This window comes from Desulfurobacterium sp. (assembly GCF_027028515.1).
In the GTDB taxonomy this organism is placed as follows: domain Bacteria; phylum Aquificota; class Aquificia; order Desulfurobacteriales; family Desulfurobacteriaceae; genus Desulfurobacterium_A.
Genome location: NZ_JALVIW010000053.1, coordinates 16,157 through 33,564, shown reverse-complemented (window position 1 = coordinate 33,564; position 17,408 = coordinate 16,157). Strand labels below are relative to the sequence as shown.

Below are 17,408 nucleotides of genomic sequence, written 5' to 3'. Positions count from 1 at the left end.
TCCGCCAGCTGCTTTGACTTTTCCGTCTTTTCCGATAAGGACACCTAATGAGACTGCTGAAGGTATCTGCTCAGATTTTAAAAGGTAGTAAGCTATGTCTTCTGCTATTTCCCCTGATATGAGAGGGACGGAGCTTTCGTAAGGTGTTTTCAATCCCAGATCTTTTACAACCGTTAGCGTTCCCTTTCCCACAGCACTTCTAACGTCAAACTTTTTCTTTCCGTTGACAGTTTTTGTAGCTGTTTCTATCTGTTTATTCTGAATGAATCCTCTGACTTCGCCTTTTCCGTTTGCTTCAGCTACAACAAGACCTGCAGGGCCATTACCTTCTATTCTTAAAAGGATTCTCTGTTCCGTTCCATGTTTTATAAGCGTTGTAAGGAGTATTGTGCCTGCCATTGCTCTACCTAAAACTACCGTTGAAAGTGGAGATAGCCCGTGTTTTAGACGGGCTATCTCTGTTAGGTTTGTTGTTTTTATTGCGAAGACTCTTATCGCATCCTCTTCCGTTACGGCTATTACGCCGTAGTCTCTATCCTGGAAGTATTCTTTAAAGTCTTTCTTTACCTGTTCGTCCAGCTTCTTGAGCATCTTTTACCTCTTTACTTTGCGTAATCGACAGCACGGGTTTCTCTGATAACAGTTATTTTAATCTGCCCAGGATACTGAACCTCTTCTTCTATCCTCTTTGCTATCTGATGGGCAAGCAGGGCAGCTTCTTCGTCTGTAATCTTATCATGTTCTACCATGATTCTAACTTCTCTACCTGCCTGTATCGCAAATGCCTTTGAAACGCCAGGGAATGATTCAGCGATGCTTTCAAGCTTCTCTATTCTCTTGATGTAGGCTTCAAGGCTTTCTCTTCTTGCACCAGGTCTTGCAGCGGATAGTGCGTCTCCCACCTGTGCTAAGACTGCTTCAACATACTTTGCTTCAACCTCTCCGTGGTGGGAAGCGGCTGCGTTGATTACTTCGTCAGGTTCACCGTACCTTTTGAGAATCTCTGCACCTACAGCAGCATGGGAACCTTCTGTTTCATGAGAAACAGCTTTTCCTATGTCGTGGAACAGGCCTGCTCTCTTTGCCATTTCAACATCAGCACCTATTTCGGCGGCAAGCATAGAGGCAAGATATGCAACCTCTTTAACGTGCTGAAGGACGTTTTGTCCATAGCTTGTTCTGAATTTCAAACTACCAAGGAGTTTAATCAGTTCAGGATGGACGTTAGAGATACCAAGTTCAAACAGTGTTTCTTCCCCTGTGGCGATGATTTCCTGTTCTATCTCTTCTCTAACCTTTTCTACAACTTCTTCAATTCTCGCAGGATGAATTCTACCGTCTGCTACAAGCCTTTCAAGTGCTATCCTGGCAACTTCTCTCCTTACAGGGTCAAAGCATGATATTGCAACCGCTTCTGGTGTATCGTCAATGATCAGGTCAACGCCTGTTGCAAGTTCAAAGGCTCGGATGTTTCTTCCCTCTCTACCGATGATTCTTCCTTTCATTTCGTTGTTTGGAAGGTCAACTACAGCAACGGTTGTTTCTGCGACGTGTTCTGTTGCAAGTCTCTGTATGGCTGTTGAGAGAATCCTTCTGGCACGCCTTTCTGCCATGAATTCAAACTCTTCTTCCATTTTTTTGTATCTTACTGCAAGTTCTCTTTTGACTTCATCTTCCATTCTTCTTAAAAGTTCTTCTTCTGCTTCTTCCTTTGTCATTCCTGAAATTTCTTCAAGTTTCTGGATTTCACTTTCTATAAGTCTTGCAAGTTCAATTTCTTTTTCTGAAAGTTTTTCCTCCAACTGTTGAAGTTCAGTTTTCCTCTCTTCCAGCTCTTTTTCAACTCTTTCAAGAAATTCAGCCCTTCTGTCAAGGTTTTCTTCCCTCTTGTCAAGAGATGTTTCCCTCTTGTCTAAAAATTCTTCCCTCTTTAAAAGTCTTTTCTCAAATTCCTGAAGCTCCCTTTTCTTTTCTTTGAGTTCTTCTTCTATTCTCTCTTTCTCAAGTTGGACTTTCTCTTTTGCGTGAAGGAGCGCTTCTCTTCTGATTTCATCTACCTTTGATTGGGCTTCTTTAAGGATTGTTTCTGCCTTTCTTTTTATGTCTTCGGCCTCTTCTTTAGCCCTTTTTATTAGCCTTTCAGCCTCTTCTTTGGCTTCATTTCTTATCTGTTCTCTGATTCTTTCGATCTCGCCCTTTTCTTTTTTTGCACCTACTACGAAACCGGTACCAAAACCGGCGATGATTGATAGTGCAACTATCATTAACAGTTCCATTCTTTCCTCCTTATTGTTCTTTTTTCGGATACTACAAGTTTTACAGGTACATCAAACGGTTCAACAGGAAGTTTTTCAACTATCTGGAAGTCGAAGCAGACACCGATTGTGAAGTATTCTTTTCCTGACAGAAAACGGTCGTAGAATCCACCTCCGTAACCGAGTCTGTAGCATTGAAGGTCAAAGGCAATTCCCGGTACAAACACAACTTCTGGCTTTTCTTTTCTACCTGTTTCAGGTGGTTCTAAAATTCCCATGTATCCAGGAGAGAGTTCGTTTAAAGAGTTGACCTTTACCGGTATCAACTCTTTTCCAGAAACTTTTGGAAATAGCACAGATTTGCCGGCTTTTTTAAGTTCGTTGAAGAGTGAAAGTAGCGAAACCTCGTTTTTGAAGGGATAGTAGAGAAGAAAGCTTCTGTGCTTTCTGACAGCATCAATGGTTAAAAGCTTTTCACATATAATTTTACTTTTTGCTTCGGCTTCTTTCCTGTCAAGTAATAGCCGTTTCCCTTTTATCTTATGCCTTAATGCTGCTTTCTTCGCTTTCATGTTACCCCTTTCGGGGCATAAGGGGAAGGGAAAAGTTAAGGCGCTATTTTTCTTGAGTTGATTAGAATCTTGGCACCTTCTTCATGCAATCGCTGAATTTCAATGCCAAGATCCCTTATCTGTTCTCTGAGAGATTCATTCTCATCAAGCAGGTAAAGACAGGCTATTATTAAAGCTTTGTCATAGGTTATACGATGGTTGCCAGCTCTTATACGATCCAGCATCTTCTCAAGTTTAATACCAAGATGCCTTACGTACTCAGGATCTTTGTCTGTCCTTATGGTAAATCTCCTGCCGGAGATAATTATGTCAACTGTGTTTGGCAAATTTGCCACTTTCCACTTCCTCTTATGCCCTTATGGTAATGTTGGACTCACTGAGTTTTTTAACTACTTTACCTATTATACGAGAAACTTCCTCATCTGACAATGTTTTTTGAGGTGACCTGAAAGTAAGTGAGAATGCTAAGCTTTTTTTGCCCTCTGGAATGTTTTCTCCTTCATAAACGTCAAACAGTTTTATCTTTTCAAGAAGTTTTCCAGCTGCTTTTTTAATAATCTCTTCAACTTTTGATGCGGGTATTTCCCTGTCTACCAAAACAGCTATATCTCTTGTTACAGGTGGGAATTTAGGAAGTTTTTTAAAGCTTTTCTTTTCCTTGCCTGCAAGTTCAAAAAGCTTTTCAAGAACTATTTCACCTGCAAAAACAGGTTGTTTTATCCCCATGTTCTCTTCAATATCAGGATGAATTCTGCCTATAAATCCTGCTTTTTCACCATTTATTACGATGTTTGCAGATTGTCCCGGGTGGAGAAATTTCTCTTCTGACCTTTCAAATTCAGCTTTTAGACCAAAGTATTCTATAAGTTCTTCTGCTATTCCTTTAATGTCGTAGAAATCAACTTCCCTTTCACTGTAAATTCCTTCAGGAAGTTTTCCTGACAGCAGGAAAGCTGCGTGCAATTTTTCATCAGGAAGTTCTTTCCCAACGTTTTCAAATACAACAGAAACTTCAAATAGGGCCACGTTTTTTTCGTTTCTTTTAACATTTTGAACGCAGTTGTTAACAAGTGAAGGAGTTAAAAGGCCTCTCATTCCAACCCATTCTTCTGACAGAGGGTTGGATATTTTGATAAGGTTTTCAAAATCAAGACCGAACGCGTCGTAAAGTTTCTTTCCGATGAAACTGTAGTTTATCGCTTCGTTCAATCCTTTTGCGGATAGGAACTCTTTTGTTTTCATTATGTTGTCAAATCTACGGGGCCTTTCTACGTTAGAATGTAAAAGCGGATAGGTGCTTTCTATCTTTTTCATTCCGTAGATGCGGACAACCTCTTCTATAAGGTCTATTTCCCTTGAGACGTCGTACTTTCTCCAGGACGGCACTTTTACGATAATGTAGTCCTGTTCTTTCTTAACAGGGAAACCCAAGGAGTTAAGGATTTCAAAGGATTTTCTCGGTGGAATATCAACTCCAATAAGCTTTTTAACTTTCTCCGGATTGAAAACGATGACTTTAGGTGTGTAAGGTTTTGGATAGAATTCCACTTTTCCAGAGTAGATTTCGGCATCTGCGAATTTTTGAAGGAGGTGAAGTGCCCTTTCAGCTGCAAAGATTGTTGCTTCTATGTCCGCACCTCTTTCAAATCTGTAAGAGGCGTCAGTTGAGATACCCAACCTTTTTGCTGTTTTCCTGATTGTTAGCGGTTCAAAATGTGCACTTTCAAGAACAATTCTGTCGGTGTTGAATGTAACACCTGAATCTTCCCCGCCCATTATGCCTGCAAGGGCCACAGGTCTTTCCGCGTCTGCTATTACTAAGTCTTCTGAAGTGAGTTTTCTCTCAATTCCGTCAAGCGTTACGATTGTTTCACCGTCCTTTGCCCTTCTAACAATGATTGTGTTTTCAGTTAGTTTGTCGGCATCAAAAGCATGCATTGGCTGACCTAATTCGTAGAGAACGTAGTTTGTTATGTCAACAACGTTGTTTATGGGTTTTAATCCAACCTTGTGAAGCCTCATCTGCATGAAGAGAGGTGATTGTTTAACTTTTACGTTTCTTGCAACAAAACCGTCGTACCTTGGGCAGGCAACTTCGTCCTTCACTGAAAGTGTAAGAGCGTCTGAAGCATTTTCATCAATGGTTGAGAAAGAAGTCTCCGGCAGTACAATTTCTCTGCCCAATACGCTTTTAAGTTCTCTTGCAATGCCAAGCACACTTAGAGCATCTGGACGGTTGGTTGTTATTTCGTATTCTATTATCCAGTCATCAAGTCCTAAAGCTTTTACCGCATCTTCCCCGATCTGAAGTCCTGCATCTTCGGGAAGGATCATTATCCCTTCGGAATGGGTAGTAAGTCCAAGTTCTTCCTCTGAGCAGAGCATTCCGTTTGATTCAACGCCTCTGAGTTTGCTTTTTTTGATTCTTATACCTATTGGAAGCTTTGAACCGTGAAGGGCTACAGGGATAACAGCGCCTTCAAATATGTTATCGGCACCTGTTACGATTTGAAGAACGGTGTCTCCAACATCTACCTGACAGATTTTTAACTTGTCAGCGTTTGGATGCTTTTCAATGGTTAGTATTTTACCTATAACGACCTTTTCTATATCTTTTCCTGCATAGGTAACAGAATCAACCTCTATACCTATGTCTGTCATAATGTCCGCAACTTCCTGCGGAGATAGGTCTTCAATATCTATGAACTCTTTTAACCAGTTGTACGTTATTCTCATACTTCCAACCCTTTGAACTGTTTTATGAATCTTAAGTCGTTTTCAAAGAAAAGTCTTAAATCGTCTATTCCGTATTTGAGCATTGTAAGTCTTTCAATGCCCATTCCAAAAGCGAATCCCTGGTAAATTTCGGGATCGATGTTTACTGCCTTGAACACTGCAGGGTCGACCATTCCACAGCCAAGGACTTCAAGCCACCCTGTTCCTTTACATACTTTACAGCCTTTGCCACCGCATATTACACAGCCAATATCCACTTCGGCACTTGGTTCTGTAAATGGAAAGAAGCTTGGTCTAAATCTAACTTTTGTTTCAGAACCGAAGAATTCTCTCAAGAAAAGTTCAAGAACACCTTTTAGGTCTGCAAATGTTACTGATGTATCAACCATAAGTCCTTCAACCTGATGGAACATGGGGGTGTGTGTAAGGTCTGCGTCTTTTCTATAAACCTTACCGGGTGCTATTATCTGAATTGGAGGATTTGTTGATTCCATGACTCTAATTTGCACAGGTGATGTGTGGGTTCTTAAAACCACCTCTTCTTTTATGTAGAAGGTGTCCTGCATCTCTCTTGCAGGATGTCCTTTAGGTATATTGAGAGCTTCAAAGTTGTAAAAGTCTGTTTCTATTTCTGGACCGCTGGCGATAGCAAATCCCATAGATGTAAATATTTTTGTTATTTCTGATAAGGTTTTTGTTATTGGGTGAAGTGCTCCAGAGGGGATTCTTCTTCCAGGGAGTGTTATATCTATAAATTCCTTTTTGAGCTTTTCCTCTTTCTCTCTTGCTTTTAGTTCTTTTATGCGGTTTTGCAATAGCGTTTCAACTTCTTTTTTGAGTTCGTTGCATGCTTTTCCAAAAGATTTTCTCTCTTCCGGTGGCAGTTCCGGAATTCTTTTGAGGAGCGATGTAACTTCTCCTTTCCTTCCGATGTATTTTACTCTAAGTTCGTCAAGGCTTTTGAGATTTTCTATTTTTGAAAGTTCTTCTATGAATTTTGATTTGAGTTTTTCGAGTGTTTCAAGGTTCATTTTCCCCTCTATCCTGTATGAAGTTTAAAGGGGGGAAGGACCCTTCCCCACCAAATCTTAAAGAGCTGCTTTAACTTTTTCAACAAGAGCCTTAAATCCTTCCGGGTCCCTAACTGCGATATCTGCAAGTACCTTTCTATCAAGTTCTATGCCGGCTTTTTTAAGACCGTTGATGAATCTGCTGTAGTTTAGACCAAACTGTCTGACTGCTGCGTTAATTCTTGCAATCCAGAGTCTTCTAAATTCTCTCTTTCTTTCTCTCCTGTGTCTGTAAGCGTAGAAGAGAGATTTCATTACCTGGATTTTCATTGTTCTGTAAAGCTTGTGCTTGGCACCGAAATACCCTTTTGTGAGCTTTTTGAGCTTTTTCCTTCTGTACCTTCTTGGGCTTGTCTTTACTCTCATATCTTTCCTCCTTTTAGCGAGCTACGGGCGCCTTCAGGCTTATGCCCGGTTGCATCACTTACTTGTAGAGCACTAACTCTTTGTAGTTTGCAGCCTGAGCACCTGTAAGGTAGTCTGCCTTTCTGAGTCTTCTCTTTCTCTTTCTGCTTTTCTTGGTGAGGATGTGGCCCTTGTTAGGATGCCAGTGCTTTACCTTTCCGGTAGCAGTTACCTTTACTCTCTTGGCTGCTGACCTGCGTGTTTTAATCTTTGGCATGCCAATTGCCTCCTTCGGAAGTTAAACGGTAGTAATTATATACCCTTGAGTTGATATTTCAAGTCTCAGTTTTTAGTTCCGCCTACGGTCATCTCTTTTATCCTGATTGTTGGTAGAGCGTCTGAAACTGGTACGCCTTGCCCGTCTTTTCCACACGTTCCTATAGCAAATCCTAAGTCGTTTCCAACGGCGTCTATATTTTGGAGAACGGCAGGTCCATTTCCTATAAGGGATGCACCTTTTATTGGATATGTTACCTTTCCGTTTTCTATCATGTAGCCTTCAGAGATTTCAAATACAAAGTCGCCGTTTATTGTGTTAACCTGACCGCCTCCCATTTTCACGACTAAGATGCCTTCTTTTGTGTCGCTTATAATATCTTCAGGATCGTCGTGGCCAGGTGCTATGAAAGTGTTTGTCATTCTTGGGATAGGCACATGCATGTAAGATTCTCTTCTTCCGTTACCTGTTGGATGATGTCCTGCTTTTGAGGCTTGAAGGTGGTCGTACATAAATCCTTTCAGGATTCCATTTTCTATTAAGATGTTTCTTGTGGTTGCTTCACCTTCGTCATCGTATCCAGATGAGCCATATTTTCCTTTGAGTGTTCCATCGTCGATTACAGTTACAAGGTCAGACGCAACTTTTTCACCAATTTTGCCAGAATATACAGAGAGTCCCTGATTTGCAAGATCTGCTTCAAGGCCGTGTCCGACAGCTTCGTGAACCATTGTTCCACCAGCTTTTGATGATATAACTACCGGAAATGTCCCGGCAGGTGCAGGTTTTGCTGACAGCATTTTTATGGCTCTTTCAGCTGCTTTCAGTGCAATGTCTTCAGGTGTTATTCTTTCAAAGATAGAGTAGTCACCGAGGTGTCCTACAGGTTCGTATCCTGTTTGAAGGGTTCTGCCGTCAGAAGCGACCACCAATACATAAAAAACAACTCTTGGCCTTATGTCTTCAACAATTTTACCTAAAGAGTTAACAATAACTACCTCTTGAATAGAATCTTTGAGAACAGCCGTAACCTGTTTGACTCTGTCGCCACACTCTCTTGCCCTGTAGTTTGCTCTCCTTAAAAGCATAATCTTTTCTTCAACAGGTATTGTAAAATCAGTTTCACCGTCAACAATTTCAGGGTATCTTTTCTCTTTTACTGTCATATTAAGGGATATCTCTTTTTCAGCAGCGGCCGCCACCGCCAAGTTCTCTATGACGGAGAGTATGGATTTCTGCGTTATTTCATTTGTGAAACCGTAGTAGGTCTTCCAGTTTTTTATCATTCTGATTCCAACGCCTATTTCTATTCCGTTGGAGATGTTTTCAATGCGATTTTCTTCACATTTTGCGGTAAAAGTAAACTTTTTTTCAAAGAAAAGGTCGGCAAAGTCGGCTCCGCGTTTCAGCAGCTCTTTGACGCCAAATTCACCAAGTTCCTTGAAGTCAACCAGCATAACTATATCCCCCAGTCTCTAAAGTAGAGGAAGTCTTTATCTACTGTCCTCTGTGCAATTTTACATATGATAGGCAGTTTCCGTTTGTACTGTGAATGTTGAATCATCTTCATCACTTTTTCAACGATTTCAGGTTCGTATCCGAAGCCTATAATTTCTTCCTTCTTAATTTTCAGGTCAACGTATGCTACCAGTATCTGGTCAAGAAGGTGATATGAAAATCCGATTTCTCCTTCGTCAGTCTGTCCCGGCCAGAGGTCTGCTGACGGTTTCTTTTTTACGATTCTTTCAGGAACACCAATATATTCTGCCAATTCCCATATTTGGGTTTTGTAAAGGTCTCCAATAGGATTCAGATCGTGTGCACTGTCTCCCCACCTTGTGGAGTATCCTATAAGAAGTTCACTTTTGTTGCTTGTCCCAACGACAAGGGCTCTGTTATCGTATGCAAAATCGTAAAGAATAGACATTCTTTCCCTTGCCATTTTGTTGCCGCGGCGGAGTCTTGATGCTTCGGGAAATCGCTGGAAGTACGCATCGATTTGAGGTGTTATATCTATTTCGTGAAATTCTGCACCAAGAATCTGCCCCACCAATCTTGCATCTTCAATTGAAGCTTTTGCGCTTGTTTTGTAAGGCATTGATATAAGTATAACGTTTTCTTTGCCAAGAGCTTTTACAGTAAGGAAGGCTGAAAGGGCGGAATCAACACCACCGCTTACGCCAATTATCGCTTTTTTAAAGCCTGCCTTTTCTATTTCCTGTCTAATAAAGTTTACAAGAACGTTTACGATAAACTCTTTGTCTTCTATTTTCAGAATTTCTACAAGTTTCTCTTTCATTTTTTTTCTTCCAGAAAGGCTTTTAGTTCTTTTTCAATAATCCATGGTTTTTCGTCTCTAAGGAGAGGAAGACTTATTCTTGCAGAGCGTATAAGAGATGGTTCAATGTCTGCGATAATGATTTCTTCTTCAAATGGTGAACCTTCGTTTACGATGTTTCCGTAGGGGTCACATATAAAAGAGTTGCCGGAAAAAATGAAGCCGTCCTCTACACCAACTCTGTTTGCATATATAAAGTAGGAAGCGGTGAGGCGGGAGTAGAATTCACCCATGTTCTTCCAGACTCTTGCGTTTCCAAACATACGGTTTTCTCTGTAACCTCTTCCAGGACTTGCAGACTGGACAAATATAAGTTTTGTTCCTTCTAAAAACGGAAGGTAAATTGAAGAAAAGTGCCAGCAGTCTTCACATATGAGGATTGTTGATTTGAAACCACACGCAGTGAAAGTTCTAAACGTTTTACCTGCACCGACAAAACGTGCTTCGTCAAACATTCCGTAGGTTGGAAGGTAAACTTTACGGTGTATGTGCTTTACCTTTTCATCTTCTATGAAAAATGCGGAGTTGTAGAGAATGTGTTCTTCAGATTCTTCAATGCCGCCGACTATTATACCGATGTGCTTGCTTAGCTTTTTTAGTGGTGATAATCTTTCATCATCCGGCTTTATAGCTATTTCAGATGTTATGTCCTGAAGGTAGTAGCCCGTTATGGAAAGTTCCGGAAAAAGGCAGATGCTTACACCTTTTTCTATGCATTTTTCGGTGAATTGGCAGATTTTCTCTATGTTCTTTTCCAGGTTTCCAAGAACGGTATTTATCTGAACAACGGCAACTTTCATAATCACCACCTGATTATTAATTGAATTACAGGACTATTTTAAGGCAGATGCAGGGCAATTTCAATGTGAATAAGTGTGAAAAGATTGAAACGGGGGAAATCCCCCGTTTCATGTTAGTTAGTATATTGGAATAAGCCAGTCGCTGTACTTGCTAATGTTTCCTTTAACAATGTTAAAGTAAAGGTCCTGAAGTTTTGATGTTATTTCGCCGATTTCTCCATTTCCTATGACTCTTCCGTCTATTTCGGCAATTGGTGCAACCTGTGCTCCTGTTCCCGTGAAGAACGCTTCATCGGCTATGTAAAGTTCGCTTCTTAACATTGGTCTGACTTCGACGGGAACGTTAAGCTCTTCTTTCAGAAGTTTTATTATGGCGTTTCTCGTTATACCTTCAAGAATGTTGCTGTATGACGGTGTAGTTATTGCAACGCTGTTTCTTATGATAAAGAGATTTTCGGCACTCCCCTCTGCTACCGTTCCATCTGGATTAAGCATTATGGCTTCATCTGCACCTGCCCTTATGGCTTCTGTTTTTGCAAATGCGCTGTTAACGTAGGCACCGGCAACTTTGCACCTTGCAGGAATCATGGAATCGTTTATTCTGTGGAAAGAAGAGGTAATTACCTTTAATCCTTTTTTTGTATCAAGATAGTCACCAAGAGGAACGGTGTATATTGCAAGTTCTGTATCGTATCCTATAAGTTTTGGAGAAATCTGAAGGTTTGGAAAATAAACGATAGGTCTTATGTAAACGTTTTCTCTATGTTCGCATTTTCTTAAAAGCTTTACGGTTATTTCAACGAGTTCATCAACAGTTTTATCTACCTGGAAGTTCAGGATTTTACAGTTTGCAAGCATTCTTTCGTAGTGTTCTTTGAAAAATAGGCCGAAAAGCTGTTGCTTCTCTTCGTTCCAGTATGCTCTAATGCCTTCAAAGACGGCTGTTCCGTAATGAAAAGAGTTGGTTTGAATGTTTATGTTTGCTTCCTCTATTGGAACGAATTTCCCCTCAAAGTAGGCGTAGCGTTGAGCCATCTTTCTCCTCCAGCTTTGAAATTTTCCTTGAGAAATCAATTATACTTTTTTACAGGCTTTCCTTCTATATATTATCAGACCCGTTCCAAGAATTACCATAAAAATGCTCATTATCTGGTTATTGCTTAATGTTCCAAAGAACTCTTTTGGTGTGGCTCTCCAGAACTCTATTAGAAATCTAAAAATACCGTAAAAAATGAAATAAAATCCAAATATTTCTCCGGGTGATTTTCTCTTTCTGTAGAGGAAGTAAAGTACAGCTGCTATAAGAAAATTTGCTGCTGAAGAGATAGGTTCCGTTGGATACAAAGGAACATTGAGAGGAGCGGCAGAGTGAGGATCTCTGAATACGAGGGCGAACCGGGAATGGCATACTTTACCGTAGCAGCATCCTGCCATAGTACAGCCTATCCTTCCAAACCCAAGTCCCACTTCACCTGCTATTACTGCAATATCGGCCGTCTTCCATATGGGAATGTTCTTTTTCTTGGCCAAATATAGCGCTGTTATAAAACCGAAGAGGAAGCCACCGTACCAGACGAGTCCTCCTTCCCAGAAGTAGAATATCCGCCATACAGGATGGAGATATTGGGGATTGTATAGAAAAAAGAAAATTCTTGCGCCGATGAAGCCGGAAATGACCGTCCAGATCATAAGATCGGAAAGGTCATCCTTGTTTATTCCTTCCTGTTCTCCAAGTTTTATTAGAATGAAGTATCCACAGATGATGCCGATTGCTACCATTACACCAAATGTATAAATGGTGAAGGGTCCTATCTTAAAAAGGATTGGATGCATTTACTGCCTCCTTAAAAGTTTCATCGCTATCCTATCGCCTGCCAAAAGCAGCGTTGCAAAATAGATAATCACTGCAACTACGATGGTTGCAGATATTGTTGCTATTTTGAGTAGCGGTGATGCAAACTGAAAGTATGTTTTTGTTCCATAAATTGCAACTGGAATTATGGGAAGGGATAAGAGTAAATACCTTAAGTTTTCTTTAATCCAGTTTTCTATGAAAGAGACGTTTTTTTCGAGTTTTCGGACAAGAAACAGAACATTTAAAAGAGAGGTCATTGCCGTACCGAGCGCTAACCCTGCAGCACCTAACTTTAGTCCAAAACAGAGAATGATGTTGGCGACTATGTTGAAAACGAGCGTAGCGGCGCCAACTTTGACAGGATAGCTGTAATTGTCAAGAGAGTAAAAAGCGTTGACCAGGATCTTTTCAAAAGAATAAAAAAGGAGCCCTATTCCATATCCGCATAAGACGTAGTATGTTGCGTTTAGATCTGCTGTTGTAAATTTTCCGTGGTGAAACACGATGTCAATTAATGGTTTACCAAAAAAGAGAAGTCCAATAGTAGAAGGTATTATTATCATTGCGCATAGCGTTAATCCTGTTGTCAGGTTATATCTGAAGGCGTCTTCGTCTTTAAACGTTTTCGCAAGTTTTGGAAGGAGTACCTGGGATAGACCTATTGCAAATATTCCAAGGGGAAGTTGAACAAACCTGTTTGCGTAGTAGAGGTATGATATGGCACCGGCTGCTAAAAATGAAGCGATAATTGTGTCTGCCAACATGGAAAGTTGTCTCACACCAAAGCCGAATATCCCCGGTATGATGTTTTTTAAAGCTTTTTTAACATCTTCATCTATTCCCGGAATAGGTCTTGGGATAAATGCTTCTCTTCTGAGGAAGTATAGCTGGAGAAGCACTTGAAGAAAGCCACCTATAACAACGCCTAAGGCTAAAGCATGGATGTTAAGTTGGTTCTTAAAAAATATGGCACACAGTATAAGCGATATGTTGAAGAGAACTGTCGAAAATGCCGGGGCGAAGAAGTGCTCATATCCATTTAGTATTCCACCGAAAAAAGCCACGAGGCTTACTAAAAGTATGTATGGAAACATTTCTCTTGTAAGGGATATAGCAAGTTTTTCAATATCTCCCGAGAAGCCTGGAGCTATAATTTTTATTATTAGTGGGGTGAAGATTTCACCTATGATTACAACCGTCAGTAGTGAGATGGACAGGATGAAAAAAAATCTTGATGCAAATTTTACGGCCTCTTCCTTACTTATCTGAAGTTTTTTGGCAAATGCTGGTGTGAAAGCTGAGCTAAAGGCACCCTCTGCAAATACCCTTCTTAACATGTTGGGGATTCTGAAAGCTACAAAAAACACGTCGGTTGTTCTTCCTGCACCAAAAGTCGATGCTATAACGACGTCTCTCAGCAGTCCAAAAACCCTGCTTGAAAGGATGGATAATGCTACAATTAGAAACGATTTTCCTATGCTTTTGTTTTTTGGCATAATAGGCAATTATATAAGAGTTTTGTTTGAGGTGAAAGATGAAAAAAGTTTGTATCATAGGTGCCGGTGTTGTGGGTAGTTCCCTTGCTAAAAAGCTCTCAGTTTCCGGCTATGAAATTGCCGTTATAGATAAGAACAGTGCCAAGATAGAGGATTTAACTTCTACCCTCGACATAATGGGTATTGACTGCGATGCGACAGAAGTGAAGTGTCTTGATAAGGTTAAGGATTTTGAGCTTTTTATCGTTGTGACAGATAGTGATGAGAGAAACATAGCAATAGCCGCGATTTTGAAGTCTTTCTTCAAGAAGGATAAAATAATCATAAGAGTAAGTAAGAATGCCTTTGCTGCGCCACCGATTAAAGAACTTCTTGGTGTTGAACCTGTTAACATTTTAACAGAAGTTATTACAAAGATCATTGACACTATTAGATTCCCCTTTGCCCGTTCAGTTGTTCGTTTTGAAAAAGGAAAGTTAATTCTTCTCAATTACATGGTCTCTTCTGAGGATATTTTTGCGGGGAAAGAGATAAAAGAACTTCAGGCTTTAAAGAAGCTGATTCCTTTTACAATTGCGGCTCTTGAAAGAGACGGGAAGGTTGTAGTTCCGGATGGGGATACGATAGTTTATCCTGATGATTCTCTCTTCTTTGTAATAAAAGAAGAAGATGTAAAAGTGTTTCAGGAACATCTCCTTAAAAATGCTGAGCCAGTTAGACTTGCGTTTATTCTTGGTCATTCAAAGTTTACCGTTGAACTTCTCAAAAGAATAGCGGATTTTGAGGGGTTAAAGATAAAGCTTGTTGAACCTGACCTGCAGAAGTGTGAGGAGATAGCCGGGGAATTTCCAAATATTGATGTTCTGCACGGAGAAGTTACAGATGTTGAGCTTTTAAAGTCTGAAGGGATAGACAAAGCAGGTTTGGTCATTGCGATAACAGAAGATGAGGAAAATAATGTTCTTTCCTGCATCCTTGCTAAAAAATTAGGTGCTAAAAGAGCGGTAGCACTTATAGCCCATTCTGAGTATGAGAACATCATAGAATCTATTGGTATTGATACGCCGATAGTTCCGAGAAAGTTGCTTGCAAGCCGCGTGTATACAACCCTTAGTAGTAAAAGCCTTCTTGATGTTTTTGAGCTTAGAGAAAACATTGAAATTCTTGAAATCCAGGTTGGCAGTGAGTGGGACGGCAAGCAGATATCAGAAATAAAGTGCAAGGAGTGTCCTTTAGTTCTTGCACTTAAAAGAGACAACGATATTCAGGTAGTCGGTGGCGATACGGTTGTAAAAAAAGGCGATATACTTATATGCATAAGGCAGAGGTAGTGGTATGAAAGTTAGGGGTATTGATTTAACGGTAGTGTTTAAAGTTGTCGTCTCAATCCTCTTTTACATGTCTTTGTCGCTTCTTATTCCTGCTACTTATTCTCTCGTTGTTGGTGACGGTCAGGTTATGGATTTTATCTATCCATTTCTTCTTGTAGGTTCAATTTATCTGCTTGCTTATCAGATAGAGATAAGGGATGATTTGACTTTAAAAGAGGCCATTCTTTCTATTTCTCTTATATGGCTTGTGTTTCCAGCAATTTCGGCAATGGCTTACTGGATAAATGGTGCCATTCCTGACTTTATAGAGGCTTACTTTGAATCTGCTTCAGGTTTCACGACCACAGGTGCTTCGATACTGACAAATGTGGAGGCAATGCCAAAGAGTCTCCTTCTATGGCGTTCAACGACAAACTGGGTCGGTGGTTTAGGATTCGTCGTTTTTGCCATTGCCCTTCTGCCTGCCCTTGGATCAGGTGGCATGCAGATGATGAAATTTGAAGCTTCAAAGGCGGTAGAAGAAAAGCTGAAACCGAAGGTTAAAGAAGTTGCAAGGATAATCTTTGTCATCTATAACGGTTTGATAATTGCTGAGATTTTGCTCCTCCTTTTAGGAGGAATGCCTCTTTTTGACGCTGTTAACCACGCCTTTTGTACCATAGCAACAGGTGGCTTTTCAGTTAAGAACAGCAGTATAGGAAGTTACCACAGCGTTTTTATAGAGATGGTTGTTGCACTTTTTATGGTGTTTGGCTCAGTTAACTTCCTCAACTGGTATCACTTTTACAGGACAAAAAACTGGAAAGTTTTCTTTAAATCAGAAGAAAACAAACTTTACTTTACAATTCTTGGTGTGGCGATAGTTTTATGTACGCTTGTTCTTACAGTCGATGGATTTTACAATCCATTTCAGGCTTTAAGGTACAGTATATTTCAGGTGATTAATTCTGCTTCAACGACAGGTTTTTCTTCAACAGACTATACTCACTGGCCGACATTCGTTTTAGCGGTGCTTATCATCCTTGAGTTTTTGGGAGGTGTTTCCGGTTCAACGGCAGGTGGTTTAAAGCAGTTCAGGCTTGTAGCTTTAGGCAAGTCTATCTATGGAGAGCTTAAAAAAACGGCACATCCGAGACTTGTTTACAGGATAAAGCTGGACGGTAAAACGCTTGATTTTTCCGCGCTTAATGCAATATGGGCTTTTGGTGCGGCTTTTACCTTTGTCACGGTTATTGTGGGGATACTCCTCTGTCTTACCGGCACGGATCTTGTAACGGCCTTCTCCTCTTCTATTGCCTGTGCCAGCTGTTCCGGTCCGGGTCTTTTGAAAACCGGTCCTGCCGGTAACTATCACTTTTTTGCAGACTGGCAGAAGCTTATCCTTTCTATAGAAATGATTCTGGGAAGACTTGAGATTTTTGCCCTTTTTGCCGTCTTTATGCCTTCTTTCTGGAAAGATTGATAATAACTTGCAATTGACATAGTTAGGAGATATTAATAATTTTTTCCCTGACCACAGCGAAAAAGGAGGGAAAGTATGTTTGAAAAGTTGCTTTTTGTCGTTGTTCTTACGCTTGTTCTGAATCTACCTTTCGGGTGGTTAAGGGAGACGACAGAGAAGTTTTCAAAAAGGTGGTTTCTTTACATTCATCTTCCGATACCATTTATCATAGCCTGTAGAATTCTTCTTGGGATCAGTATAAAGTTTGCACCTCTTCTTATTGCAACGGCCGTGATAGGACAGCTTGCCGGTGGTATGATAAGGAGAAGGTACTATCCGGGAGGTATTTATGAGTGAGACTTTTCACGGTACCACCATATGTGCCGTTATAAGAGATGGTAAAGTTGCTATGGCTGGTGATGGCCAGGTTACACTTGGAAACACAGTTTTTAAAAATGGTGCAAGAAAGGTTAGGAAAATATATAACAATAGTGTACTTGTCGGTTTTGCCGGTTCTGTTGCTGATGCCTTTTCTCTCCTTGAAAGGTTTGAGTCTAAATTGATTTCCTTTGGTGGAAATCTCTTAAAATCTGCCGTTGAACTTGCAAAAGACTGGCGGACAGATAGGGTTTTAAGGCGGCTTGAAGCGATGCTTCTTGTTGCCGATAGGAGCAGGATTCTTCTCATTTCAGGTAACGGTGATGTGATAGAACCTGATATTCCAGTTATGGCAATAGGTTCTGGTGGTGCTTACGCTCAAGCTGCAGCGACAGCTCTTTATGAGAATACTGACCTTTCTGCCAGAGAGATTGTTGAGAAATCTCTAAAAATAGCCGGGAGTATATGTATATATACCAACGTTAACATAGTGGTTGAGGAACTTTCTTAGAGG

18 protein-coding genes are annotated in these 17,408 nt (G+C 40.5%); 4 read left to right on the top strand and 14 right to left on the bottom strand.

Features of this window, described 5'->3' with window-relative positions; genetic code table 11:
• The 14 genes from MV676_RS04950 to murJ form a co-directional block, all read right to left on the bottom strand.
• A partial coding sequence (locus MV676_RS04950) for an Hsp33 family molecular chaperone HslO (protein WP_297445650.1) occupies window positions 1-591 on the bottom strand: 591 nt, incomplete at its 3' end.
• An 11-nt stretch (window positions 592-602) separates the two neighbouring features.
• Window positions 603-2,276 (bottom strand): ribonuclease Y, encoded by a 1,674-nt coding sequence (gene rny / locus MV676_RS04945; protein WP_022846877.1) that lies wholly within the window; start codon window positions 2,274-2,276, stop codon window positions 603-605.
• Window positions 2,264-2,827 carry a 5-formyltetrahydrofolate cyclo-ligase gene (locus tag MV676_RS04940; RefSeq protein WP_297445649.1) on the bottom strand — a complete coding sequence of 188 codons (564 nt, stop codon included), beginning with the start codon at window positions 2,825-2,827 and terminating at the stop codon, window positions 2,264-2,266. Before MV676_RS04940 ends, rny begins: the two co-directional genes overlap by 13 nt.
• A 35-nt stretch (window positions 2,828-2,862) precedes the next feature.
• Window positions 2,863-3,162: a cell division protein ZapA gene (locus MV676_RS04935; protein WP_297445648.1), complete on the bottom strand. Its 300-nt coding sequence runs from the start codon at window positions 3,160-3,162 to the stop codon at window positions 2,863-2,865.
• A gap of 13 nt (window positions 3,163-3,175) precedes the next feature.
• A complete protein-coding gene (pheT, locus tag MV676_RS04930; protein ID WP_297445647.1) occupies window positions 3,176-5,563 on the bottom strand; it encodes a phenylalanine--tRNA ligase subunit beta in 2,388 nt (795 codons plus the stop codon).
• A complete protein-coding gene (gene pheS, locus MV676_RS04925; protein ID WP_297445646.1) occupies window positions 5,560-6,594 on the bottom strand; it encodes a phenylalanine--tRNA ligase subunit alpha in 1,035 nt (344 codons plus the stop codon). The genes pheT and pheS overlap by 4 nt, the downstream gene beginning before the upstream one ends.
• A gap of 57 nt (window positions 6,595-6,651) precedes the next feature.
• Window positions 6,652-6,999, bottom strand: coding sequence for a 50S ribosomal protein L20 (gene rplT, locus MV676_RS04920; RefSeq protein ID WP_022846872.1), 348 nt, complete (start codon window positions 6,997-6,999; stop codon window positions 6,652-6,654).
• A 58-nt stretch (window positions 7,000-7,057) separates the two neighbouring features.
• On the bottom strand, window positions 7,058-7,255 hold the full coding sequence (gene rpmI / locus MV676_RS04915) for a 50S ribosomal protein L35 (RefSeq protein ID WP_022846871.1): 198 nt from the start codon (window positions 7,253-7,255) through the stop codon (window positions 7,058-7,060).
• A 65-nt stretch (window positions 7,256-7,320) separates the two neighbouring features.
• Window positions 7,321-8,712, bottom strand: a complete 1,392-nt coding sequence (locus MV676_RS04910; protein WP_297445645.1) for a TldD/PmbA family protein — start codon at window positions 8,710-8,712, stop codon at window positions 7,321-7,323.
• Between the two features lie 2 nt (window positions 8,713-8,714).
• The gene (locus MV676_RS04905; RefSeq protein WP_022846869.1) at window positions 8,715-9,554 is read right to left on the bottom strand and encodes an NAD+ synthase; all 840 of its coding nucleotides are present in this window, start codon (window positions 9,552-9,554) and stop codon (window positions 8,715-8,717) included.
• Complete coding sequence (locus MV676_RS04900) at window positions 9,551-10,393, bottom strand: nitrilase-related carbon-nitrogen hydrolase (RefSeq protein ID WP_297445644.1); 843 nt, start codon at window positions 10,391-10,393, stop codon at window positions 9,551-9,553. Before MV676_RS04900 ends, MV676_RS04905 begins: the two co-directional genes overlap by 4 nt.
• A gap of 117 nt (window positions 10,394-10,510) precedes the next feature.
• The gene (locus MV676_RS04895; protein WP_297445643.1) at window positions 10,511-11,428 is read right to left on the bottom strand and encodes a branched-chain amino acid transaminase; all 918 of its coding nucleotides are present in this window, start codon (window positions 11,426-11,428) and stop codon (window positions 10,511-10,513) included.
• A 39-nt stretch (window positions 11,429-11,467) separates the two neighbouring features.
• On the bottom strand, window positions 11,468-12,226 hold the full coding sequence (gene lgt / locus MV676_RS04890) for a prolipoprotein diacylglyceryl transferase (RefSeq protein WP_297445642.1): 759 nt from the start codon (window positions 12,224-12,226) through the stop codon (window positions 11,468-11,470).
• On the bottom strand, window positions 12,227-13,744 hold the full coding sequence (murJ, locus tag MV676_RS04885) for a murein biosynthesis integral membrane protein MurJ (RefSeq protein WP_297445641.1): 1,518 nt from the start codon (window positions 13,742-13,744) through the stop codon (window positions 12,227-12,229).
• Between the two features lie 38 nt (window positions 13,745-13,782).
• Between murJ and MV676_RS04880 the strand changes: the two genes are divergently transcribed.
• The 4 genes from MV676_RS04880 to hslV all read left to right on the top strand — a co-directional run bounded on the left by MV676_RS04880 (window position 13,783) and on the right by hslV (window position 17,405).
• Window positions 13,783-15,075 carry an NAD-binding protein gene (locus tag MV676_RS04880; protein ID WP_297445640.1) on the top strand — a complete coding sequence of 431 codons (1,293 nt, stop codon included), beginning with the start codon at window positions 13,783-13,785 and terminating at the stop codon, window positions 15,073-15,075.
• Between the two features lie 4 nt (window positions 15,076-15,079).
• Complete coding sequence (locus MV676_RS04875; RefSeq protein ID WP_297445639.1) at window positions 15,080-16,537, top strand: TrkH family potassium uptake protein; 1,458 nt, start codon at window positions 15,080-15,082, stop codon at window positions 16,535-16,537.
• Window positions 16,538-16,612: 75 nt separating this feature from the next.
• Window positions 16,613-16,873 (top strand): hypothetical protein, encoded by a 261-nt coding sequence (locus MV676_RS04870; RefSeq protein WP_022846862.1) that lies wholly within the window; start codon window positions 16,613-16,615, stop codon window positions 16,871-16,873.
• A complete protein-coding gene (hslV, locus tag MV676_RS04865; protein WP_022846861.1) occupies window positions 16,866-17,405 on the top strand; it encodes an ATP-dependent protease subunit HslV in 540 nt (179 codons plus the stop codon). Before MV676_RS04870 ends, hslV begins: the two co-directional genes overlap by 8 nt.
• Window positions 17,406-17,408 lie beyond the last annotated feature (3 nt).